15 protein-coding genes and 2 pseudogenes are annotated in these 22792 nt (G+C 75.0%); 12 read left to right on the forward strand and 5 right to left on the reverse strand.

Annotation, left to right across the window (positions count from 1 at the left end):
* The first annotated feature begins 10 nt into the window (after positions 1 to 10).
* The 3 genes from AC1WTP_RS25925 (at position 11) to ilvA (ending at position 3931) form a co-directional block, all read left to right on the forward strand.
* On the forward strand, positions 11 to 1153 hold the full coding sequence (locus AC1WTP_RS25925) for a cystathionine gamma-synthase (RefSeq protein ID WP_447135270.1): 1143 nt from the start codon (positions 11 to 13) through the stop codon (positions 1151 to 1153).
* A gap of 16 nt (positions 1154 to 1169) precedes the next feature.
* Positions 1170 to 2570, forward strand: a complete 1401-nt coding sequence (locus AC1WTP_RS25930; protein WP_481651883.1) for an amidase — start codon at positions 1170 to 1172, stop codon at positions 2568 to 2570.
* Positions 2571 to 2710: 140 nt separating this feature from the next.
* Complete coding sequence (gene ilvA, locus AC1WTP_RS25935; RefSeq protein ID WP_481651884.1) at positions 2711 to 3931, forward strand: threonine ammonia-lyase; 1221 nt, start codon at positions 2711 to 2713, stop codon at positions 3929 to 3931.
* A gap of 64 nt (positions 3932 to 3995) precedes the next feature.
* Here ilvA and greA read toward each other — a convergent pair whose 3' ends face one another.
* Together greA and AC1WTP_RS25945 are read right to left on the reverse strand one after the other, a co-directional pair.
* The gene (greA, locus tag AC1WTP_RS25940) at positions 3996 to 4493 is read right to left on the reverse strand and encodes a transcription elongation factor GreA (RefSeq protein WP_447135273.1); all 498 of its coding nucleotides are present in this window, start codon (positions 4491 to 4493) and stop codon (positions 3996 to 3998) included.
* A 126-nt stretch (positions 4494 to 4619) separates the two neighbouring features.
* Positions 4620 to 5054 carry a DUF4307 domain-containing protein gene (locus AC1WTP_RS25945; protein WP_481651885.1) on the reverse strand — a complete coding sequence of 145 codons (435 nt, stop codon included), beginning with the start codon at positions 5052 to 5054 and terminating at the stop codon, positions 4620 to 4622.
* A gap of 185 nt (positions 5055 to 5239) precedes the next feature.
* Between AC1WTP_RS25945 and mca the strand changes: the two genes are divergently transcribed.
* The 7 genes and pseudogenes from mca (at position 5240) to purE (ending at position 12963) form a co-directional block, all read left to right on the forward strand.
* Positions 5240 to 6121, forward strand: a complete 882-nt coding sequence (gene mca, locus AC1WTP_RS25950) for a mycothiol conjugate amidase Mca (RefSeq protein ID WP_481651886.1) — start codon at positions 5240 to 5242, stop codon at positions 6119 to 6121.
* A 48-nt stretch (positions 6122 to 6169) separates the two neighbouring features.
* On the forward strand, positions 6170 to 6463 hold the full coding sequence (locus AC1WTP_RS25955; RefSeq protein WP_447135276.1) for a hypothetical protein: 294 nt from the start codon (positions 6170 to 6172) through the stop codon (positions 6461 to 6463).
* Between the two features lie 218 nt (positions 6464 to 6681).
* Positions 6682 to 9171 (forward strand): putative bifunctional diguanylate cyclase/phosphodiesterase, encoded by a 2490-nt coding sequence (locus tag AC1WTP_RS25960; protein WP_481651909.1) that lies wholly within the window; start codon positions 6682 to 6684, stop codon positions 9169 to 9171.
* Between the two features lie 40 nt (positions 9172 to 9211).
* A pseudogene (locus tag AC1WTP_RS25965) lies at positions 9212 to 10442 on the forward strand (thioredoxin domain-containing protein); the annotation flags it as partial.
* 53 nt (positions 10443 to 10495) lie between these two features.
* A pseudogene (locus AC1WTP_RS25970) lies at positions 10496 to 11206 on the forward strand (hypothetical protein); the annotation flags it as partial.
* Positions 11207 to 11243: 37 nt separating this feature from the next.
* A complete protein-coding gene (locus tag AC1WTP_RS25975; protein WP_481651887.1) occupies positions 11244 to 12437 on the forward strand; it encodes a 5-(carboxyamino)imidazole ribonucleotide synthase in 1194 nt (397 codons plus the stop codon).
* Between the two features lie 34 nt (positions 12438 to 12471).
* The gene (purE, locus tag AC1WTP_RS25980) at positions 12472 to 12963 is read left to right on the forward strand and encodes a 5-(carboxyamino)imidazole ribonucleotide mutase (RefSeq protein ID WP_447135278.1); all 492 of its coding nucleotides are present in this window, start codon (positions 12472 to 12474) and stop codon (positions 12961 to 12963) included.
* Positions 12964 to 13521: 558 nt separating this feature from the next.
* Here purE and AC1WTP_RS25985 read toward each other — a convergent pair.
* Both AC1WTP_RS25985 and AC1WTP_RS25990 read right to left on the reverse strand, forming a co-directional pair.
* Positions 13522 to 18456, reverse strand: a complete 4935-nt coding sequence (locus AC1WTP_RS25985; RefSeq protein WP_481651888.1) for an SCO7613 C-terminal domain-containing membrane protein — start codon at positions 18454 to 18456, stop codon at positions 13522 to 13524.
* Between the two features lie 158 nt (positions 18457 to 18614).
* Positions 18615 to 20042 carry a UDP-glucose dehydrogenase family protein gene (locus AC1WTP_RS25990; RefSeq protein ID WP_481651889.1) on the reverse strand — a complete coding sequence of 476 codons (1428 nt, stop codon included), beginning with the start codon at positions 20040 to 20042 and terminating at the stop codon, positions 18615 to 18617.
* A 251-nt stretch (positions 20043 to 20293) separates the two neighbouring features.
* Here AC1WTP_RS25990 and AC1WTP_RS25995 point away from each other — a divergent pair, with 251 nt between their 5' ends.
* Positions 20294 to 21463 carry an acyl-CoA dehydrogenase family protein gene (locus AC1WTP_RS25995; protein ID WP_447135283.1) on the forward strand — a complete coding sequence of 390 codons (1170 nt, stop codon included), beginning with the start codon at positions 20294 to 20296 and terminating at the stop codon, positions 21461 to 21463.
* 84 nt (positions 21464 to 21547) lie between these two features.
* Here AC1WTP_RS25995 and AC1WTP_RS26000 read toward each other — a convergent pair whose 3' ends face one another.
* The gene (locus AC1WTP_RS26000; protein WP_481651890.1) at positions 21548 to 22201 is read right to left on the reverse strand and encodes a hypothetical protein; all 654 of its coding nucleotides are present in this window, start codon (positions 22199 to 22201) and stop codon (positions 21548 to 21550) included.
* A 23-nt stretch (positions 22202 to 22224) separates the two neighbouring features.
* On the opposite strand from AC1WTP_RS26000, the gene AC1WTP_RS26005 reads away from it, so the two are divergent.
* Complete coding sequence (locus AC1WTP_RS26005; protein ID WP_481651891.1) at positions 22225 to 22743, forward strand: acyl-CoA thioesterase; 519 nt, start codon at positions 22225 to 22227, stop codon at positions 22741 to 22743.
* Positions 22744 to 22792 lie beyond the last annotated feature (49 nt).

Consider the following 22792-nt stretch of genomic DNA (forward strand, 5'->3'; position numbering starts at 1 on the left):
GCCTCACGGGATGAGTCACGGCTTCGAGACGCTCGCCATCCACGCCGGTCAGGACCCCGAGGCCCGCACCGGCGCGGTGATCCCACCGATCTACCAGACCAGCACCTACGCCCAGGACGCCGTCGGCGCGCCCCGGCAGGGCTACGAGTACAGCCGCTCCGGCAACCCGACCCGCGACGCGCTCCAGGAGTGCCTCGCCGCGCTGGAGGGCGGCCCGGTCGGGCTCGCCTTCGCCAGCGGCCTGGCCGCCGAGGACACCCTGCTGCGGACGGTCTGCAAGCCGGGTGACCACGTGGTGATCCCGGACGACGCGTACGGCGGCACGTACCGGCTCTTCGCCCGGGTCGCCCAGCGGTGGGGGCTGGACTTCACCCCGGCCAAGGTCTCCGACCCGGACGCCATCCGGGCCGCCGTCCAGCCCGGACGGACGAAGATCGTCTGGTTGGAGACGCCGACCAACCCGCTGCTCGGCATCGCCGACATCGCCGCGCTGGCCGCCGTCGCGCACGACGCGGGCGCACTGCTGGTGGTCGACAACACCTTCGCCTCGCCGTACCTGCAGCAGCCCATCGCGCACGGCGCGGACGTGGTCGTGCACTCCACCACCAAGTACATCGGCGGCCACTCCGACGTGGTCGGTGGGGCGCTGGTCGCGGCCGACGCCGGGCTCGGCGAGGAGCTGCGCTACCACCAGAACGCGATGGGCGCGATCAACGGGCCGTTCGACGCCTGGCTCACCCTGCGCGGGATCAAGACCCTGGGCGTACGGATGGACCGGCACTGCGACAACGCCGAGCGGATCGCCGCGTACCTGGACGGGCACGCCAAGGTGGCCCAGGTCATCTACCCGGGCCTGCCCGCGCACCCCGGCCACGAGGTGGCCGCGAAGCAGATGCGCCGGTTCGGCGGCATGATCTCGTTCCGGGCCGCCGGCGGCGAGGACCACGCGGTGGAGATCTGCAACCGGGCGAAGCTCTTCGTGCTCGCCGAGTCGCTCGGCGGGGTGGAATCCCTGATCGAGCACCCGGGCCGGATGACACACGCAAGTGCCGCCGGCTCGCCGCTTGAAGTTCCCGGCGATCTCGTGCGACTGTCTGTCGGCATCGAGACGGTCGACGACCTGCTCGCCGATCTGGAGCAGGCGCTGGGCTGACCGCTGGCTGGGGAGGGTGGCCGTGCAGGACATCATGCCGACCTGGGTGGGGGCGACCGCGAGGCAGATCGCCCGCGGCGTACGCCGGGGCGACGTCTCCGCCACCCAGGTGGTCGCCGACCACCTCGACCACATCGCCCGGGCCGACGCCGACCTCGCCGCGTTCCGCGCGGTGCGCGGCGGGGAGGCGATCACCGAGGCGGAGAAGGTCGACGAGCAGGAGGACCTGGCCAACCTGCCGATGGCCGGGGTGCCGGTGGCGGTCAAGGAGAACACCCCGGTCGCCGGGCTGCCGACCTGGAACGGGTCGGCCGCGGTGCGTACCCCGGTGGCGGAGGCCGACCACGAGGTGGTCCGCCGGCTGCGCGGGGCCGGCGCGGTGATCCTCGGGGTGACCCGGATGCCGGAGCTCGGACTCTGGGGCCTCACCGACGACGAGACCGCGGTGACCCGCAACCCCTGGGACACCGGCCGCACCCCCGGCGGGTCCTCGGGCGGCGCGGCCGCCGCGGTCGCCGCCGGCCTGGTGCCGATCGCGCACGCCAACGACGGCCTCGGCTCGATCCGCATCCCCGCCGCCTGCTGCGGCCTGATCGGGCTCAAGCCCGGCCGGGGCGTGGTCCCGTGCCAGCTCGGCGCGGAGGACTGGTTCGGCCTCACCGAGCACGGCATCCTGGCCACCACCGTCGCCGACGCGGCGGTCGGCTTCTCGGTGCTGGCCGGTCGCCGGCCCGAGAAGCTGGTTCCGCCGCAGCGGCTGCGGGTCGGCGTCTCGCTCCGCTCGCCGGTGCGCGGCGTCCGTCCCGACCAGCCCAACCGGGACGCGGTCGCCGCCGCCGGCCGGCTGCTCGCCGCGGCCGGGCACGACACCGTCCCCGCCGACCCGGTCTACCCCACCCGGCTCGGGCTGCAGGGGATCGCCACCTGGTTCGCCGCCGCGGCCGTCGAGGCGCGGGCCGCCGGGCTGGACCGGCGCAGCCTGCAACCGCGTAGCCGGCGGCACGTCGCCCTCGGCGAGTGGGCGCAGCGGCGCGGGTACGTGCGGGAGGCCGACCGGGCCGCATGGCGGGAGAGGTCCATCGGTTTCTTCACCGACCACTCGGTGGACCTGCTGCTCACCCCGGCGCTGGCCGCCCCGCCGCCGGAGGCCGCGAGCTGGTCCGGCCGCTCCTGGCGGGCCAACATGGTGGCGAACATCCGCTACGCCCCCTACGCGGCGCCGTGGAACATCGCCGGCCTGCCCGCGCTGGTGGTGCCGGTCGGCCGCCGCCCGGACGGGCTGCCGGTGGCGGTGCAGCTGGTCGGCCCACCCGGCTCGGAGCTGCTGCTGCTCGGCGTGGCCGGCCAGTTCGAGATGGAGGCCCCCTGGACCCGGCACGCCCCGGGCTACCCCCGGGTCCCCGCGACCGCCGTCTGACCTCACCGATCCCGCACTTCCCGCTCCCGGGAACCGGGGCAGGCGGTGCGTCTTGTGGGCCACAGGTGCACGATCGCGGAGACGTGGCGGCGCGGGGCGTCGGTGGTGGTGGGCCGGGTGGGGGGTGGCACGATCGGGGCATGACGGAACTGGTCGGCCTCGCCGACGTACGGGCCGCGCGGGACCTGCTCGCCGGCGTCACCCGCACCACGCCGCTGGAGCCCTCCCGCCCGCTGAGCGCGGCGCTCGGCGGCCCGGCCTGGCTCAAGTGCGAGAACCTCCAGCGGGCCGGCTCGTACAAGGTGCGCGGCGCGTACGTGCGGATCTGCCGGCTGTCGGAGGCGGAGCGGGCCAGCGGCGTGGTCGCGGCGAGCGCCGGCAACCACGCCCAGGGCGTCGCGCTCGCCGCCGGGCTGGTCGGCACGCACGCCACGGTCTTCATGCCGGTGAACGCGCCGCTGCCGAAGGTGGCGGCCACCAAGGGGTACGGCGCCCAGGTCGAACTGGTCGGCAACAACGTCGACGAGGCGCTGGTGGCGGCGCAGACCTTCGCCGAGCGCACCGGCGCCGTGCTGATCCACCCGTTCGACCACCGGGACGTGATCGCCGGCCAGGGCACCGTGGCGCTGGAGATCCTGGAACAGTGCCCGGACGTCAAGACGATCATCACCGGGGTCGGCGGCGGCGGGCTGATCTCCGGCATGGCGGTCGCGGCCAAGGCGTTGCGCCCGGACGTACGGGTGATCGGGGTGCAGGCGGCCGGCGCGGCGGCCTTCCCGCCCTCGCTCGCCGCCGGTGAGCCGGTCCGGCTGCCCGCGTTCGCCACCATCGCGGACGGCATCGCGGTGGGCCGGCCGGGGGAGATCACCTTCACCCACGTCCGCAAGCTGGTCGACGAGGTCGTGACCGTCTCCGAGGAGGACATCTCCCGGGCGCTGCTGATGCTGTTGGAACGGGGCAAGCAGGTGGTGGAGCCGGCCGGCGCGGTCGGGGTGGCCGCCCTGCTGGCCGGCGCGGTGCAGGTCGAGGCGCCGGTGGTGGCGGTGCTCTCCGGCGGCAACATCGACCCGCTGCTGATGCTGCGGGTGATCGAGCACGGTCTGGCGGCCGCCGGCCGCTACCTGCGGGTCACCGTGCGCTGCTCGGACCGGCCCGGCCAGCTCGCCTCGCTGCTCAGCCAGATCGCCGAGCACCGGGCGAACGTGGTGGACGTGGAGCACCAGCGGGCCAACCCGCACCTGCGGCTGGGCGAGGTGGAGGTGGCGTTGTCGGTGGAGACCCGCGGGGTGGAGCACTCCGACACGCTGATCAGCGCGCTGCGGGCCAGCGGCTACCAGGTGGTCTTCGCGGCCGAGGCGTGACACCGCCGGTGCCACGCCTCGGTCCTACGCGATGCCGCCGGGCGCCGACGCGCCCGGCCGGGGTTCAGCCGGAGAACGGCTCGAAGCTGACCACGGTCACCTTGATGTCGGCGCCGCTGGGCGCCGTGTAGGTGCAGGTCTGGCCGGCCCGTCCACCCAGGATCGCCTTGCCGAGCGCGGACTCGGGGCTGTAGACCGTCAGGTCGGTGGTCGACGCGATCTCCCGGGACCCGAGCAGGAAGGTCTCGGTGTCGTCCTTGTCGTCGTCGAAGTAGATGGTCACGACCATGCCGGGTGCCACCGCGTCGGCCGACGGCGCCTCGCCGACCTTGGCGGTGCGCAGCAGCTCCTGGAGGTAGCGGATGCGCCCTTCCGCCTTGCCCTGCTCCTCGCGGGCGGCGTGGTAGCCACCGTTCTCCCGCAGGTCGCCCTCCTCCCGCCGAGCGTTGATCTCGGCGGCGATGACCGGTCGGTTCGCGATGTGCTCGTCGAGCTCGGCCTTCAGGCGGTCGTAAGCGTCCTGGGACAGCCAGGTGGCGGGCGCCTCGTTGCCGTTGGACACAGGCGATCTCCTCAGATGTGCGTGGCTGGCTGACAGGTGAACTTCCAAGTTACCAGTGCGGTACGACACAGCGTGTCGCCGATCACCACCCGTGCCCGTTCCGGGCGCCGGCGGTGCGCTGGCAGCTCAGGCGGCCGGCCGGCAGCGCAGCACCTCGCCGATGAAGGGCCGTGCGGTGGTCACCAGGCGGTGCCGGGTGGTGACGTGCCGCTCGCCGGGCGGCGCGGACACGGTCACCTCCTCGCGGGCCACCTCGGCGCCGGCGCGGTCCCGGGCCCGCAGCACGCAGACCGCCGAACCGCCGTCCGGCACGGTCACCCGGAAGTCGACCAGCACCTGGGTGTCCGTGATGCCCGTGTACGTGATCACCTGGGCCTTGTAGTTCGGATCGCCGTACTGCCGGTAGAGCCGGACCGCGACCAGGCCGAGCAGCGCCACCAGGACCACCGCCAGCAGCGCCGCCAGCAGCGGCCGGCGGCGGCCGGGCTCGCGGCGGCGGCCGTACCGCCCGGGCGGGAACACGGGCGTGCCCGGCGGGATTGTGGCGTGCGTCTCGGTCACCGGCGGGTATCTCCTGGCGTTGTTGTCGGCGGCATCCGCAAGAATGAGAGTGCATCCTTCCGGTCCGGCTTCGGTGTCAAGGATGACACCTCGGTGCCGACGGTCTCCGGCCCGGGCAGGATTTCGGCAGGTCAGCAGAGCGGCCCGGGTCGGGCCCGCGGCTGGGCACAGACGAGGAGCGCACGTTGGCAGAGCAACTGCGACTCATGGCCGTCCACGCGCACCCGGACGACGAGTCGAGCAAGGGCGCCGCGACCATGGCGAAGTACGTCGCCGAGGGGGTGGACGTCCTGGTCGTGACGTGCACCGGCGGTGAGCGCGGCAGCGTGCTCAACCCGAAGCTCGACCGGCCGGACGTCTGGGCCAACATCGGCGACATCCGCCGCGCCGAGATGGACGCCGCCCGGGCGATCCTCGGCGTCGAGCAGGCCTGGCTGGGCTTCGTCGACTCCGGGCTGCCCGAGGGCGACCCGCTGCCGCCGCTGCCCGGGGGCTGCTTCGCCCTGCAGGACGTCGAGGTGGCCGCCGGGCCGCTGGTGCGCCTGATGCGCGAGTTCCGTCCGCACGTCGTCACCACGTACGACGAGGAGGGCGGCTACCCGCACCCCGACCACATCATGTGCCACAAGGTCAGCGTGGCCGCCTTCGAGGCCGCCGGCGACCCGGAGCGCTACCCGGAACTGGGCGCGCCGTGGCAGCCGCTCAAGCTCTACTACGACGTCGGGTTCTCCAAGGGCAAGATCATGGCGCTGCACGAGGCGATGCTGGCCGCCGGCCTGGAGTCGCCCTACCAGGAGTGGCTCGATCGCTGGGAGGACCGGCCCGACAAGGGCAGCCGGATCACCACCCGGGTCGAGTGCGCCGAATACTTCCCGGTCCGCGACGACGCCCTGCGCGCCCACGCCACCCAGGTCGACCCGGACGGTTTCTGGTTCCAGGTGCCCATGGAGCTGCAGCGGCGCGCCTGGCCCACCGAGGATTTCCAACTCGCCCGGTCGATGGTCGACAGCCCGCTGCCCGAGTCGGACCTCTTCGCCGGGGTGCGAGAGACGGCGCATGCCCGCTGACCCGGCGCGGCGCTACGCTGGGAGCCAGTCGCACATCGGAGGAACGCCATGCTGACCGCTGCCCAGGTGCTCGCGGAGAACAACTTCGGGGACACCCGCACGGGTGGCCTGGCCGGCCCGATGGGCCTCCTCCTCATCCTGCTGCTGGGCACCGCCACCGTCCTGTTGATCCGCAACATGAACGCTCGGCTGCGCCGGCTGCCGGACCGGTTCCCCGCGCAGGCGCAGTCGGCCGAGCCGGGTCGGGCGGACGCCGCAGTCGTCGATCCGACAGACGGGACCGGCTCGCAGGATTCATCCACGAACGCTCCCAACGGGCGTCAGCAGGACCGCAACGGCTAGTCCCCGCATGATTCACGCCGATCCGGGTCGTCGCCCCCTGTTGCGACCACCGGGTTTGGCTTAGCCTTCCGCCGGGGGGACCACGCGTCCCCGAGCCGTGCGCGGGAGGGGGCGCCGATGACCGACACAGTCGCGGCTGCCCGCCGTACCGTCCGGCGGTCGACGGGAGGGGGTCGGTGACCTCCGACCGGGCCGGCGAGCAGTTCGACCGGCTCGGAATCCACGGCACGCCGCCGCGGGTCCTCCTGCTCACCGCCGCCGTCGCGCTGACCGCGCTGGTCGCCGCCACGGTGGGGCTCACCCTGCCGGCCCGGCTGCCGGCCGACGATCCGCTCGGCGGTCCGGCCCGGTTCGGCGTCGCGGTCGCCGTGTTCGCCCTCGCCCAGCTGGCCCGGCTGCGGTTCCGCACCGGCGCCGGCATGGTGAGCATCACCTGGGGCGAGGCCGCGCTGATCATCTGCCTCTACCTGGTGCCGGCCGGCTGGCTTCCGGCCGCCACCCTGCTCGGCGCGGGGCTGGCCTGGTCGGCGATCTCGCTGTTCGGCGAGCGCCGCGGCGCGCTGGAGGTGGCGCGCATCGCGGTGTCGCTCACCGCCGCCACCGCGCTGGCGGTGTCGGTCACCACCGCGCTCGGCCAGCCGCTGCTGACCGCGCCGACCCCGGCGCTGGCCCTCGCCGTGGTCGCCGGCTCGGTCACCTACCTGTTCGCCACCGCCTGGCTGGGCGGGGTGACCCTGGCGCTGCGGCACGGCGTCCCGATCGGGCCGCCGCTGCTCGCCGCGCTCCGCGGCAAGCTGCTGATGTTCGTCGGCAACGTCGCCGTCGGCCTGATCGTGGTGACCCTGCTGGAAATCGACGCGCGCTGGCTGCTGTTGCTCCCGCCGCCGCTCTGGCTGCTCCAGCAGACCTACCGGCACCGGCTCCGGGCCGACCAGGAGCGGCGGGCCTGGCGGGCGTTCGCCGAGGCCACCGCCGCGCTGAACCAGCTCGACGAGCGGGGGGTGGCCACCGCGGCGGTGACCGGGGCGGTGACCCTGTTCAACGCCGAGCTGGTCGACGTCGACGTGGCCCGGGGCGACGGCCGGTGGCGCCGCTACCGGGGCGACGCGGCCGGTCAGGTGGTCGACCGCGAGGTCGGCCCGCCCGGCCGTGCCGAACCGGACGAGCACGAGCTGGTCCGCAGCCTGACCGTGGGCACCGCCCGGGTCGGCGAACTGCGGGTCCGGTTCCCCCGGTCGGCGCCGCCGAGCGTCCGGGAACGCGACGCGGTGGCCGCCTTCGGCGATGCCCTGGCCGCCGCGCTGCACGACGCCGCGACCCACCGGGAGCTGCGGCTGGTCACCGCCCGCTCGTCGTACGAGGCGGTGCACGACCAGCTCACCGGCCTGGTCAACCGGGCGGCCATGCTCAGCAAGGGCGACCAGGCGCTGCGGCAGCTCGCGCACGACCACCCGGTGGCCCTGCTGCTGCTCGACATCAACCAGTTCAAGGAGGTCAACGACACCCTCGGGCACGCGGCCGGCGACCAGCTGCTGCGGCTGACCGCCAACCGGCTGGGCACCCTGGCCCGCTCCGGCGACCTGCTCGGGCGGCTCGGCGGCGACGAGTTCGCGCTGCTGCTCACCTCGGTCCCGGTGGTCGGCGGCCGGACCGCGCCGATGGCGTACGCGCTGCGCCAGGCCCGCGAGATCGCCGAGCGGTTGGCCGCCCCGACCGAGGTTGCCGGGGTGCGGATGTCCGTGGAGGTCTCCGTCGGCGTGGTGGTCGCCGACGCCGGCACCGCCGACCTGACCGAGCTGCTGCGCCGGGCCGACATCGCGATGTACCAGGCCAAGGAGGGCGGCGGCAGCGTCGCCGCGTACGACTCGGCCCGGGACGCGGCCAGCACCGACCAGCTGGCCCTGCTGGCCGAGCTGCGCGAGGCGCTGGCCGCCGACGACCAGTTGGTGCTGGCGTTGCAGCCGGCGGTGGACCTCACCACCGGCGCGCCGACCGGGGTGGAGGCGTTGATCCGCTGGCGCCACCCGCGCCGCGGCTGGCTCGGTCCGGTCGACTTCATCCGCCCGGTGGAGAACAGCGAGCAGCTCGGCACCTTCACCCGCTACGTGCTGGACAAGGCGCTCTCGGTGGCCGCCGGGTGGGCCCGCGAAGGGCTGGACGTGCCGATCTCGGTGAACCTCTCGGCGCGCAGCCTGCTCGACCCGCGGCTGCCCACCGAGATCGCCGAGGCGCTGCGCCGGCACCAGGTCCCGCCGCAGCGGCTGGTCCTGGAGATCACCGAGACCGTGGTGATGAGCGAGCTCGAGGTGATCGACGAGGTGCTCGCCACCCTCCGGTCGATGGGCGTGCAGCTCGCGGTGGACGACTTCGGCACCGGCTTCTCCTCGCTCACCTTCCTCACCCGGATCGCGGTGGACGAGTTGAAGGTGGACCGTTCCTTCGTGATCCGGATGGTGGAATCGCCGGAGGCGGCGGCGATCGTCCGGACCACCGTCGGACTCGCCCACGAGCTGGGGCTGCGGGTGGTCGCCGAGGGGGTGGAGACCGCCGAGCAGCGGATCGCCCTGGCCGAGCTGGGCTGCACCGCCGCCCAGGGCTACCACTTCTTCAAACCGATGCCGGCTGACAAGATCGGCGCCGTTCTCGGCACCCTCCTCGACGAGGCCCGCCCGAACGTCTTCCCGCTCCGCGCCGACGACGCCTCCTGACCGGCGGGCGGTCCCGCCGGAGGCTGGTTATGGTCGTCGGGTGAACCGACTCGCCGACGCCACGAGCCCGTACCTGCTCCAGCACGCCGACAACCCGGTCGACTGGTGGCCGTGGTGCGACGAGGCGTTCGCCGAGGCGAAGCGGCGGGACGTCCCGGTGCTCATCTCGGTCGGCTACGCCGCCTGCCACTGGTGCCACGTGATGGCCCACGAGTCGTTCGAGAACGAGCAGGTCGGCGCCCTGATGAACGACGACTTCGTGTGCGTCAAGGTGGACCGGGAGGAGCGGCCGGACGTCGACGCGGTCTACATGACCGCCACCCAGGCGATGACCGGCCAGGGCGGCTGGCCGATGACCGTCTTCGCCACCCCGGACGGCACCCCGTTCTTCTGCGGCACCTACTACCCGCGGGCCAACTTCGTCCGGCTGCTCCAGTCGGTCGCCACCGCGTGGCGGGACCAGCGGGAGGCGGTCGTGCGGCAGGGCGCCGCGGTGGTCGAGGCGATCGGCGGCGCCCAGGCCGTGGGCGGGCCCACCGCGCCGCTGGACGCCGGACTGCTCGACGCCGCGGCCGAGCAGCTCGGCCAGGAGTACGACGAGACGAACGCCGGCTTCGGCGGGGCGCCGAAGTTCCCGCCGCACATGAACCTGCTCTTCCTGCTCCGGCACCACCAGCGCACCGGCTCGGCGCGCAGCCTGGAGATCGTCCGGCACACCTGCGAGGCGATGGCCCGGGGCGGCATCTACGACCAGCTCGCCGGGGGTTTCGCCCGCTACTCGGTGGACGCGCACTGGACCGTGCCGCACTTCGAGAAGATGCTCTACGACAACGCCCTGCTGCTGCGGGCGTACACCCAGCTCTGGCGGCTCACCGGTGACCCCCTCGCGGCCCGGGTCGCCGCCGAGACGGCCGCCTTCATGATCGACGACCTGGGCACCCCCGAGGGTGGGCTGGCCTCCGCGCTGGACGCGGACACCGAGGGGGTCGAGGGGCTCACCTACGCCTGGACGCCGGCGCAACTGGTCGAGGCGCTGGGGGAGGAGGACGGCCGCTTCGCCGCCGACCTGTTCGCGGTCACCGAGTCGGGTTCGTTCGAGCACGGCACCAGCGTGCTGCGGCTGGCCCGGGACGTGGACGACGTGGACCCGGCGGTGGCCGGCCGCTGGGAGCGGGTCCGGGCCCGGCTGCGCGAGGTGCGCGACACCCGGCCCCAGCCGGCCCGCGACGACAAGGTGGTCGCCGCCTGGAACGGGCTGGCGGTCACCGCGCTGGTCGAGCACACCGCGCTCACCGGTGACCCGGTGACCGCCGCCGCGGCGACCCGGATCGCCGAGGTGCTCGCCGACCGGCACCTGGTGGCCGGCCGGCTGCGCCGGGTCTCCCGGGGCGGGGTGGTCGGCGAGCCGGCCGGCGTGCTGGAGGACTACGGCTGCGTCGCCGAGGCCTTCTGCGCCGTGCACCAGCTCACCGGCGAGGGGCGCTGGCTGGAACTGGCCGGGCGGCTGCTGGACGTCGCGCTGGAGCGGTTCGCCGCGCCCGGCGGCGGCTTCTACGACACCGCCGATGACGCCGAACGGCTGGTCACCCGGCCGGCCGACCCCACCGACAACGCCACTCCCTCGGGCCGCTCGGCGATCGTCGCCGCGCTGGTGGCGTACGCGGCGCTGACCGGGGAGACCCGCTACCGGGAGGCGGCCGAGGCGGCACTGGGCACCGTCGCGCCGATCGTCGGCCGGCACGCCCGCTTCACCGGGTACGCGGCCACCGTCGGCGAGGCGCTGCTCTCCGGGCCGTACGAGATCGCCGTGGTCACCGAGGAGCCGGCCGGCGATCCGCTGGTCGCGGCGGCGCACCGGCACGCGCCACCCGGGGCGGTGATCGTGGCGGGCCGGGCCGACCAGCCGGGGGTGCCGCTGCTCGCCGACCGGCCGATGCTCGACGGGCAGCCCACCGCGTACGCCTGCCGGGGCTTCGTCTGCGAGCGCCCGGTCACGGCCGTGGACGACCTGATCGGGCAGCTCACCGGCCGGTAGGGGCGGCGGCGGGCCGGCCGGATAGGCTGGCGCCGCTATGGATTTCCGTACCGGTCTGCCTGTAGTCGGCATGGTGGGTGGTGGCCAGCTGGCCCGGATGACCCACCAGTCCGCGATCGCCCTCGGCCAGTCGCTGCGCGTCCTGGCGCTGGCCCCCGACGACGGTGCCGCGCTGGTCGCCGCCGACGTCCAGTACGGCGACCACACCGACCTCGCCGCGCTGCGTACCTTCGCCAAGGGCTGTGACGTGGTCACCTTCGACCACGAGCACGTGCCGAACGAGCACATCCGCACGCTGGCCGCCGAGGGCGTGACGCTCTACCCGCCCGCCGACGCGCTGCGCTACGCGCAGGACAAGCGGGCGATGCGCGAACGGCTGGCCGAGCTGGGCGCGCCCAACCCCGCGTGGCGGCCGGTCGGCGAGCCCGCCCACCTGGTCGGCTTCGGCGACGAGGTCGGCTGGCCGGTGGTGCTCAAGGCGGCCAGCGGCGGGTACGACGGCCGGGGCGTCTGGCTGGTGGACGGCCCGGCGCAGGCCGGCGAGCTGGCGGGCACCCTGCTGGCCGGCGGGACCCGGCTGATCGTCGAGGAGCGGGTGCCGCTGCGCCGCGAGCTGGCCGTGCAGGTGGCCCGCTCGCCGTTCGGGCAGGTCGCCGCGTACCCGGTGGTCGAGACGGTGCAGCGGGACGGGATCTGCGTCGAGGTGCTGGCCCCGGCGCCCGACCTGCCGGAGGAGCTGGCGGTCGCCGCCCAGCAGCTCGCCATCGACCTGGCCACCTCGCTCGGCGTGGTGGGCCTGCTCGCGGTCGAGCTGTTCGAGGTCGCCGACCCGGCCGGGCCGGGCGGCAGCCGGATCGTGGTGAACGAGCTGGCGATGCGGCCGCACAACTCCGGGCACTGGACCATCGAGGGCGCCCGCACCTCGCAGTTCGAGCAGCACCTGCGGGCGGTCCTCGACTACCCGATGGGGGACACCGCGCTGACCGCGCCGGTGGTGGTGATGGCGAACGTGCTCGGCGGCGAGCCCGGCGGGATGTCGATCGACGAGCGGCTGCACCACCTCTTCGCCGCCGAGCCCGGAGCGAAGGTGCACCTCTACGGCAAGCAGGTGCGCCCCGGGCGCAAGATCGGGCACGTCACGCTGCTCGGCGACGACCTGGACGAGGTACGGACGCGGGCCGCGCGGGCCGCCCGCTGGCTACGGGAGGGTCGCGGTGAGCGCGAGGAGTGAGCTGGCGGGCCCCGCGAACGAAAGGCTGGCACGAGTGACCACCGTCGGGTTGATCATGGGCAGCGACTCGGACTGGCCCACCATGAAGGCCGCCGCCGAGGTGCTGGACGAGTTCGAGGTGCCCTACGAGGTCGAGGTGGTCTCGGCGCACCGCACCCCGGTGAAGATGATCGACTACGGCCGGGCCGCCGCTGACCGCGGCCTCAAGGTGATCATCGCGGGCGCCGGTGGCGCGGCTGCGCTGCCCGGCATGGTCGCCTCGGTCACGCCGCTGCCGGTGATCGGCGTCCCGGTGCCGCTGAAGCACCTGGACGGGATGGACTCACTGCTCTCCATCGTGCAGATGCCGGCCGGCATCCCGGTCGCCACGGTATCGATCGGCAACGCCCGCAACGCCGGCCTGCTCGCCGTGCGGATCCTCGGCGCCGCCGACCGGACCCTGCTCGACCGGATGGCGGCCTACCAGGCGGATCTGGAGCAGTTGGTGGCCGAGAAGGACGCCGCCCTGCGGGCCTCCCTGGCCTGACCCGCCGGAGCGCCGCGGCACTGCCGGGCCGGGACCGGCCGCCGGCGGGTCGGTCGCCGCCTGGAGCGGCGCCGGTCGCAGTCGTTGGCCGCCCCGGCGGGCGGCGTCCACACCCCGGCACCTTCGATGATCCGCACGGCCGGAGCCTAGCCAACCCGGACCCGGCCGGCGGGGCACGCGTCCGCGCCCGGCCCTCGGGCTGTGGTGCGCGCCGTGCCCGGCCCTCAGGCTGGGTGCGCGCCCTGCCCGGCCCTCACGCCGTGCCCGAGCCGTGCCCGGCGTCCGTCACCTCTGGGGGACGCGGCCGGGCGACGGGCGGGTTCCCACTTCGACGCGATACCTCTGAGTCACATTGATGACTCACAGGCATCAGGCTCGCCGGCAACACCGTCCAGGCCGGCCGACACGCGGCGCTGACCGCCGCGCCCGGTGCTCCGGGCCCCGGCTGCGGAGCCGGCGGGCGGGTGGAACCCGTCCGGAGCCGGTGCGCCGGTGGAACCCGTCCGGAGCCGGCGCGCTCTGGCCGCCGGGCTCGACGGCCGCAGGGCCCCTCCACTTTCAGCGCATGCCGCGCAGGGCGGTCTGCAACCGCTCCTGCGCGCGGCGGCGCCGCTCGTTGCTCGCGCCGAGCACCAGCAGCAGGATGCCGACCGGGATCAGGGCGAGCCACGGGCCGAAGGCGAACAGCGCGTGGATCGCGGTGATCGCGGTGACCGTCGCGCCGACGATCACCGGGGCCTGTTGCTGGCTCATCGAGCCGAAGATCAGCACCGCCACCGCGCCGAGCAGCAGCAACACCTGCCGTAGCGTGCTGGAGTCGGTGGCGAGCACGATCGCCAGGGTCGGCAGGAAGGCGGCGACCAGCGCCGGCCCGTACGCCACCCAGCTGCCCAGGTCGGGGCGGTGCCGCAGCTCCAGCACGCCGACCAGCAGGGCCAGCGCCGCGAACGGCAGCGTGTACGCCTCGGGCAGCGCCACGTCGGCGACCCGCATCAGGGTCCACCAGGCGCTGATCTCGCAGACCACCACCGCCCAGAACAGGATCCGCCGCTCCACCGGGCGACGGCCGGGCCGGGTCGCGGCCACCCCGAGGACCGCGCCCCAGGCCGCGAGCAGAGCGGCGATGTGCCGCGGCGAGTCGAAGGCCAACGCCAGGGCGATCAGCGCGGCGGCGTGTCCGCTCCACTCCACGGTGGCCGCCTCGCGCTGCGCCTCCGGACGGCGCAGTCGGGGCAGCGTGGCCGCGAACACCTGCAACGCCGCGCCGACCGCCAGCACGCCGAACGCGGACCAGACCGCCGCCAGCCCGGCGACCAGGCCGGCGGTGAGCACGAAGAGCTGGGCCATCAGCGAGGCGAACAGCCAGCCGAGGATGCGGGCCCGCTGGGTGGTGCCGAAGAGCGCGGCGACCGTACCGACGCCGACCGCGCCGCCCAGCGTGAACAGGGTCAGCTCCCGGGTGGCCAGGCTGCCGGCCAGCCCGGCGCCGCCGGCCGCCAGCCCGATGGCGAAGACCAGCACCCGCGCCAGCCGCAGCGAGCGGGCCGGCTCGACCAGCGGCGGGGGCGGGGTCAGCGCCAGGCCGAGCATCGAGATGGTGAAGACGGAGAGCGCGGCCAGGGTGCTCGTCGGCCAGCCGGTGCCGAGCGCGGTCGGGGTGATCAGCAGGGTCACCGCCGCGCCGGGCAGCACCACCGGCACCGCCCGGGACCGGCGTCCACCACTGAAACCGGTGGCCGCCAGCGCCGCGGTCGCGGTCAGCAGCAGCGCGGTCAGCACGTGCGCCGGGTCGACCGCGTCGGGCGGTGGGCTGAGCAGCCCGGGCGGAGGCCCCTGCCACACCCGGGTGAGCGTGGCGTGCGGCTCGACCAGCGCGACGACGAGCGCCGGCGCGATTGACACCAGCGCGATCGCGGTCGGCAGGGCGGCCGCGGCGAGGGCGCCGGCCGCCGGGCTGACCCGCCAGCGCCGCCGGGTGCCGTCGTCCGGCAGCCGCCGCAGCGCGCCGTCGAGCAGGACCGACCAGCGCCGTACCGGCTGGGCGGAGCCGACCGGTGGCTCGGTGGCGCCCCGGGCCAGTTCGGCGAGCACCCCGAGCAGGGCCGCGGCGGCGGCGTAGACGCCCACGGGCAGGCCGCTGGGGACGGCGGCCAGGGCGCTGATGGTGGCGCCGCCGACCACCGCCGCGCTGGTCCAGGGCAGGTACTGCGGCACCTGTCGGCGTACCGCGGCCACCGCGGCGAGGCCGAGGCTGGACGCGGCCAGCGCGGCGGTCAGCACCACCTGCGGCGGACGCGCGAACTCGGCCGCCAGCGCGGCGACCGCGCCGGGCAGCGCGAGCACCGCCGCGCCGGCCGCGGCACCCCCGATCTGCGCCAGGTACGACGGCATCCCGTCGGCGTGGATGTCCTCCACCAGCGGCTCGGCGAGCGACCGGGCCAGCGTCGCCACCACCATGCCGATCAGCGCGATGCTGCCCAGCGCCAGCGCGGTGGTCCACGGCCGGACCAGCCCGGCGCCGGCCGCGTGCAGGGCCACCACCCCGGCCACGGTGGCCCGGGACAGCCCGGCCCGCGGGTCTACCGAGGCGACCGCGGCCATCCCGAAGACGGTGGCGACCATGCCCCCGACCAGCACCGGTGACCACCAGGGCAGGTCGAAGGCAGCCGGCGCGCCGATGGTGGCGAGCACGGCGGCCGCGCCGGACACGTCGTACCGCCAGGGCGGCGGCAGGAGGATCCCGGCGGCGACCGCGAGCAGCGCCAGCGCGACCGGAGCCTGCCAGGTCGCGCCGCCGGTCGGCGCGGCCGGCCAGCCGCTGAGGTCACCGGCCCAGATCGGCCCGGGGGTGGCGAGCACGCCGACCCCGCCGCGCAGCGCCGTCCAACCGGCCAGCACCCCGATCAGCAAGCCGCCGATGGTGATGCCGAGCACCGGCCCGCGCCGCCACTCCGCCGGCATCGCCCGGGCGGCGACCGCGACCAGCAGCACCAGCGCGGCGGCCACCGCGAGCTGCCCGCCCGGGGCGAGCACGGCGGCGATCCGGACCAGGGTGGCGATCAGGGCGGCGGTCACCGCGGCCGCCGCGAGGTCGGACCCGTCCAGGGTGAGGTCGGACCGCCGGCCCGCGTCGATCGACGGGGCCAGGAAGAGCAGCACCGCGGCGACCAGCAGCAGCGCGCCGACCCAGGCGTCGGCGACGGTCGCGCCGGGCGCCCCGAACGCGGCCGCGGTGACCACCAGCGCCCCGAGGCCGGTGCCCACCGCCAGCGGGGCCGGGATCTGCCGCTGCGAGACCTGCACGATCGCGGCGTACCCGAGGGTTACGCAGACCGCGAGGAAGCTGGCCGCGAGCACCGGGACGGTCACCTCGCGCAGGCTGGCCGGGGTGGGCGTCGGGTCGGTGGGCGCGGTCGCGGCGACGAAGGCGGCCACCGCGCCGGGCAGCGCGAACGCGGCGCCGCCGGCGGCCCAGGCGGAGAGGGTGTCGGTCGCCGCCGGGGCGAGCCGAACCCGGGGCGCCACCGCGACCAGGGCGCCCGTCGTGAAGAGGGTGAGCAGCACGGCGGCGGTCAGCGCCGGCCGGGTCAGCGCGGCGCCCGCGCCGAACAGGCCCACCCCACCGGCGGTGATCGCGTGGGCCAGGGCGGCCCGTTCCGTGCGGGCGGAGAGCCCGGCCACGCCGATGCCGACCGCGGCCAGCACCATCGGCCAGGGCGCCGCCGCCCAACCGAGCCCGAAGGACGCCGGGACGGCGAGCGCGGTCAGCGCCGCGCCGACCACCGCGAACTCCCGGCGGATCTCCGGCGGCAGGGCCAGCACGGCGGCGACGGTCAGCAGGAAGGCGCTCGCGGCGAGCTGCCACGCGGCCGGGCCGACCGCGGCGGCCAGCTCGGCCGGGTACCGGTCCAGGTCGGCGGCCCAGGCCGGCAGCGCGGCGCGGACCGGGGCGACGCCGGCCCGCAGGGCGCCGCCGGCCACCACCACCCCGCTGACCGTGAGCGCGACCGCGGAGGCGAACTGCGGACCGCGCCGGGCCGCCTCCGGCACCGCGCGGACGGCCAGCCCGGTCACCGTGATCACCGCCGCGATGAGCAGCAGCGACCGGCCGGGCAACGCCACCGAGGCGATCCGCCCCAGCGCCCCGATGACGGCGAGGGTGAGGATGCCGGCGCCGACGTCCGGCAGCGGCGGCCGGCGCAGCGCGATCGTCCCGGCCAGCGCGACCGCGGCGGCCAGCAGCAGCACCGTGCCCGCGCCGGTCGCGGCGGGCACGGTCTGCGCGCGTAGCAGCGCGCTGACCGCGTACGCGAGGGCGACCGCGACCGCGACGCCGTGCAGCAACCAGGTCAGCTCCGGCAACCACGGCACCGGGCGGGTCGGAGCCCCGTCGGCCGGGGCGGTGCCCGGGCCGGCCGGGGTGGTGCCGGCGAGCACCTCGCCGGCCTCCTCCGGCGCGCCCTCCGGCCGGCCCTCGGGCTGCCGCTGCCGGGGCGCGGCCGGCGCGGCGGCCGGCTCGGCCGGGGCAGGCGGTGGGAGGTCCCGGCGCACCGGACGCTCCACGGTGACCGGTGTGCGGGCCAGCCAGAGGTCGAGGACGGCCACCGCGGTCAGGGCCAGCGCCCAGCCGGCCGGGCCGGTGATCCGGTCGTACGCGAACAGCGGCACCACCGGCTGGGCGGCGAGCACGGTGGCGAACCGCGGGGCACGCAGGCCGGTCCAGTTGGCGTACCCGAAGGAGACGGCGGCGGTGACCGCGAAGACCAGCCCGGCGAAGACGGCGCCCGAGGCGCCGCCGCCGCCGATCCGGTCGACCGCCCAGAGCGCATACCCGGCCAGCGGCACCAGCAGCAGCCCGACCGCGGCGATCGTCTCCGCGGTGGAGGTGAGCCCCCGCCGGGCCAGCGCGGGCGGGGCGAGCAGCATCAGCACCGTGGCGAGCAGCAGGATGCCCAGCCGGGCCAGCGCGTCCATCGAACTGGTCGCCACCGCGGCGAAGACCACCGCGGCCACCCCGAGCAGCAGCGCGCCCAGGCCGAGCGGGATGTTCTGCACCTCCCGGGAGGACGCCTCCGGCGGGTGCTCCGGGTCGTCGGCGTCCAGCCAGGTGGCGGTCGACGGGGGCGGCGTCGGGTCGTCCGGGCCGGGCGGCGGGGTGCCCTGCCGGGGCACCCGGGGCGGGGCGCCGGTGGCGGCGGTCGGCGGCCGGCGGCCGGGCCGGCGGCGCAGCACCCGGCGGGGTCGGGTGGCCTGCTTGAGCCGTTCCTCACCGGCGTGCGCGAGGATGTCCCGCTGGAAGAGGGCGGCCTGCATCTTGGCGGCGATCTGCCGCTGCTCGCTGGCGATGGCGGCCTCGCGGGCCTTCATCTCCGCGATGGAGCGCTCGATCTCGGCCAGGTGCTCGACCCACTGTGGCTGCTCCGCCCCGCAGTGCGGGCAGCGGACGGCCGGCTTGATCTCCCGGCCGCACGAGGAGCACTGAAACGTCGCCACGACACCCCTCCACCCGCACTGTGGACTCCCACTGTCGCAGCATGCCCAAAGCCGGCGCAGAATTCGACCGTTGTCGGCGGGTCCGGGGCAAACCAGTGACGCGGCCGGCCGCGGAGCACGCTCCGCGGCCGGCCGCCGGTGTCAGGATGGGGGAACCGTCAGGGGCGGCCCATGCCGCGGTACTCCCAGCCGGCCTGCGTCCACAGTGTGGAGTCGAGGCAGTTGCGGCCGTCGACCACCTTGCGGCCGGCGACCAGCTCGCCGAGGGCGACCGGGTCGGCGTTGCGGAAGTCGGCCCACTCGGTGAGCACGCAGACCAGGTCGGCCCCGGTGACCGCGTCGTTCATGCTGGTCTCGTAGGTCAGCTCGGGAGCCACCCGGCGGGCGTTCTCGGTGCCCTGCGGGTCGTAGACGTGGACGTCGGCGCCGGCCTTCTGGAGCAGCGCGGCGACGGCGAGCGCGGGCGCGTCGCGTACGTCGTCGGTGTTGGGCTTGAACGTCGCGCCCAGCACCGCGATCCGGGTGCCGGACAGGTCCGGCCCGGCCGGCCCGGAGCGGCGGCCGAGCAGCTCCGCGGCGAGCTGGAGGACGCGGGTGCGGCGGCGCAGGTTGATCAGGTCGACCTCGTGCAGGAAGCGCAGCGCCTCCCCGGCGCCCAGCTCCTGTGCCCGGGCCTGGAAGGCCCGGATGTCCTTGGGCAGGCAGGCGCCGCCGAAGCCGAGGCCGGCCTGGAGGAAGCGGTTGCCGATCCGGGGGTCGTAGCCGATGGCCCGGGCGAGCTGGGTCACGTCGCCGCCGGACGCCTCGCAGACCTCGGCCATCGCGTTGATGAACGAGATCTTGGTGGCCAGGAAGGCGTTCGCGGCGACCTTGACCAGTTCGGCGGTGGCGAAGTCGGTGACCACCAGGGGCACCTCGCGGTCCTCGGTGGCGGCCAGGTCGAAGACTCCCTTGTGGGCGGCGTAGAGCATGCCGTTGGCCCACTCGCTCTTGACGCCGACCACGATCCGGTTGGGGCGCAACACGTCGTCGACGGCGAAGCCCTCCTGGAGGAACTCCGGGCTCCACGCCACCTCGACGCCGAGGTCGGCCGGGGTGTGCTTGCCGACCAGCTGCTCGACCCACTCGGCGGTGCCGACCGGGACGGTGGACTTGCCGACGATCAGCGCCTTGCGGGTCAGGTGCTGGGCCAGGCTGGTCACCGACGCCTCGACGTACGACAGGTCGGCGCCCATGCCGTCGGCGCGCTGCGGCGTGCCGACGCAGATGAAGTGCACGTCACCGAAGTCGGCCGTCTCGGCGATGTCGGTGCTGAACCGCAGCCGGCCGGCGGCCAGGTTGCGCCGGAGCAACTCGTCGAGGCCGGGCTCGTGGATCGGCACCTCGCCGGCGTTCAGCTTGGCGATCTTGTCCGCGTCGACGTCGTAGCCGAGCACGTCGTAGCCGAGTTCGGCGTAGCAGATGGCGTACGTCGCGCCGAGGTAGCCGGTGCCCAGGAAGGTCACCCGCGGCCGGGGCGCGCCCGAGGGGGGCGTCACCGCGGCGATGGCGGGTACCGGCTGGATGTTCGGGTACGGGATCGTCACGCCTGTCTTCTCCGCTCGCACTGGCGGCGCTTCGTCGCGTCGCATTCTGCTGCTGCGGCGCCTGGCCGGGCACCGAGGGGGACTCTATGCCTGTCTCTTCCATCATCGCCGGGTGGCGTGGACGCTCCCTCAAGCCCAAGCCTACGCGGCGGTAACCTCGCCTGAACCGGTCGCTATCCTTCAGTCTGCGCCGTCGGGGGTCAGGAGACGCTACAGACTGCGCATGATAGCGGTGAAGGGGAGGGGCCGACATGGCCGCAGAGCAGTCGTTCGACGTCTACCGGTTGCCCGAGGAGCACGAGGCGATCCGGGAGGCGGTCCGTGAGGTCTGTGCGGCCAAGGTGGCGCCGCACGCCGCCGAGGCGGACGAGACCGGCGAGTTTCCGAAGGCGTCCTACGACGCGCTGCGCGCGGCCGACTTCCACGCCCCGCACATCCCCGTCGAGTACGGCGGCGCCGGCGCGGACGCCCTGGCCACCGCGATCGTGATCGAGGAGGTGGCCCGCGCCTGCGCCTCCTCCTCGCTGATCCCCGCGGTGAACAAGCTCGGCACCATGCCGCTGCTGCTGGCCGGCTCCGCGGAGCTGAAGCGCCGCTACCTCACCCCGGTCGCCTCCGGTGACGCGATGTTCTCGTACTGCCTCTCCGAGCCGGAGGCGGGCAGCGACGCGGCCTCGATGACCACCCGCGCGGTCCGGGACGGCGACCACTGGGTGCTCAACGGCGTGAAGCGCTGGATCACCAACGCCGGGGTGTCCGAGTTCTACACCGTCTTCGCCGTGACCGATCCCACTGCCCGCTCCCGGGGCATCTCCGCCTTCGTGGTCGAGAAGTCCGACTCCGGCGTCAGCTTCGGCGCGCCGGAGAAGAAGCTCGGCATCAAGGGCTCGCCGACCCGCGAGGTCTACCTGGACAACGTGCGGATCCCGGCGGACCGGATGATCGGCGCGGAGGGCACCGGCTTCGCCACCGCCATGCAGACCCTGGACCACACCCGGGTCACCATCGCCGCCCAGGCGGTCGGCATCGCGCAGGGCGCGCTCGACTACGCCAAGGGGTACGTGCAGGAGCGCAGGCAGTTCGGCAAGCCGGTCGCCGACTTCCAGGGCATCCAGTTCATGCTCGCCGACATGGGGATGAAGCTGGAGGCGGCGCGGCAGCTGACGTACGCCGCGGCCGGCCGGTCCGAGCGCGGCGACGCCGACCTGACCTACTTCGGCGCGGCGGCCAAGTGCTTCGCCTCCGACGCGGCCATGGAGATCACCACGGACGCGGTCCAGCTGCTCGGCGGCTACGGCTACACCCGCGACTACCCGGTGGAGCGGATGATGCGGGACGCCAAGATCACCCAGATCTACGAGGGCACCAACCAGGTGCAGCGCATCGTGATGGCCCGCCAGCTGCTCAAGGGCCTGGCCTGACCGACGGCCGCCGCGGCCGGCGGGCACCGACCCGGGCCGCGGCGGCGGATCCGGGGCGGGCCGGTCACCCGGCCCGCCCGTCCGTCACTTGATCTCGGTGGTGGTGTCCTCCGGGCGGCCGGTCGAGCGGGGCGGCGCCGACCACGGCGACTCGCCGGCGGTCCGGCGGGGCAGCGGCTCGGTCGGCGTGGGGTCGGGGTAGCCCAGGGTCAGCGGGGCGGTGTCGCGCTCCGTCGACCCGGACGGCGGCCAGTCGGTCAGCGTGAAGTCCTGCGTGGCCGGCCCCTCGGCCGGCGCCGGCTCGGTCGCCGGTCGCGGCCACTGCCGCCACCGCTGCCCGCTGAACGCCGCCACCATCAGCAGCAGCCCGATCAGGAACAGCGTGCCGTTCTCCACCGGCAGTTGCAGCGGCAGCGGGTCACCGAGGACCTTCCAGTCGTCCGGGATGCGATTGCGCACCTGGAACGGTGCGACGAACAGCCCCACGTACGGGATGGCCAGCAGCAGCCCGGCCACCAGCGGGCCGAGCGGTGAGATGCGCAGCGTGCCGAGCAGGCCCAGCACGACGCCGCCGACCGCGAGGTAGACGGCCGGCTCGATCAGGTTGGCCGTGTTGAAGGTGCCGATCTCCACCCAACGGTCGACGGTGCGGCCCGACCCGTCCTGCCCGAGGGTGACCAGCACCCAGGTGACGGGCGCCACCACCAACCCGGCGAGGAAGCTCCAGAGATGTCGCATCCGCGCACCGTACCGTTTTCGACATGACCGAGCACCCCTCCGCCGTACCGTCGGGCAAGCCGACGTCGTACTCCCGCGTCACGCTGAGCCGGATCATGACCGCCGTGGACGTCAACCTCTACGGCACCGTGCACGGCGGCGTGCTGATGAAGTTCGTCGACGACGTCGCCGGCGCGGCGGCCGCCCGGCACAGCGGCGGCACGGCCGTCACCGCGGCGATCGACGAGATCGTCTTCTCCGAGGCGGTCCGGGTGGGTGACCTGGTGCACGCCCACGCCCAGGTCAACTGGACCGGGCAGACCTCGATGGAGGTGGGCGTCCGGGTGGTGGCCGAGCGCTGGGACTCGGCCGAGGACGAGCCGGTCCGGGTGGCCACCGCCTACCTGGTCTTCGTCGGCGTGGACGTGGGCGGGGCGCCGCGTCCGGTACGTCCGGTGCTGCCGGAGACCACGGAGGACGAGCGCCGGTTCCGGGAGGCGGAGATCCGCCGCGCCCACCGGCTGGCCCGCCGCCGCGCCATCCAGGCCCACCGGGCCGGCTGAGCGGACCGGGCCGCCGCCGGACGGCGCGCCGCCCGCCGCCCGGCGGTCG

This window comes from Micromonospora sp. R311 (genome assembly GCF_056780015.1).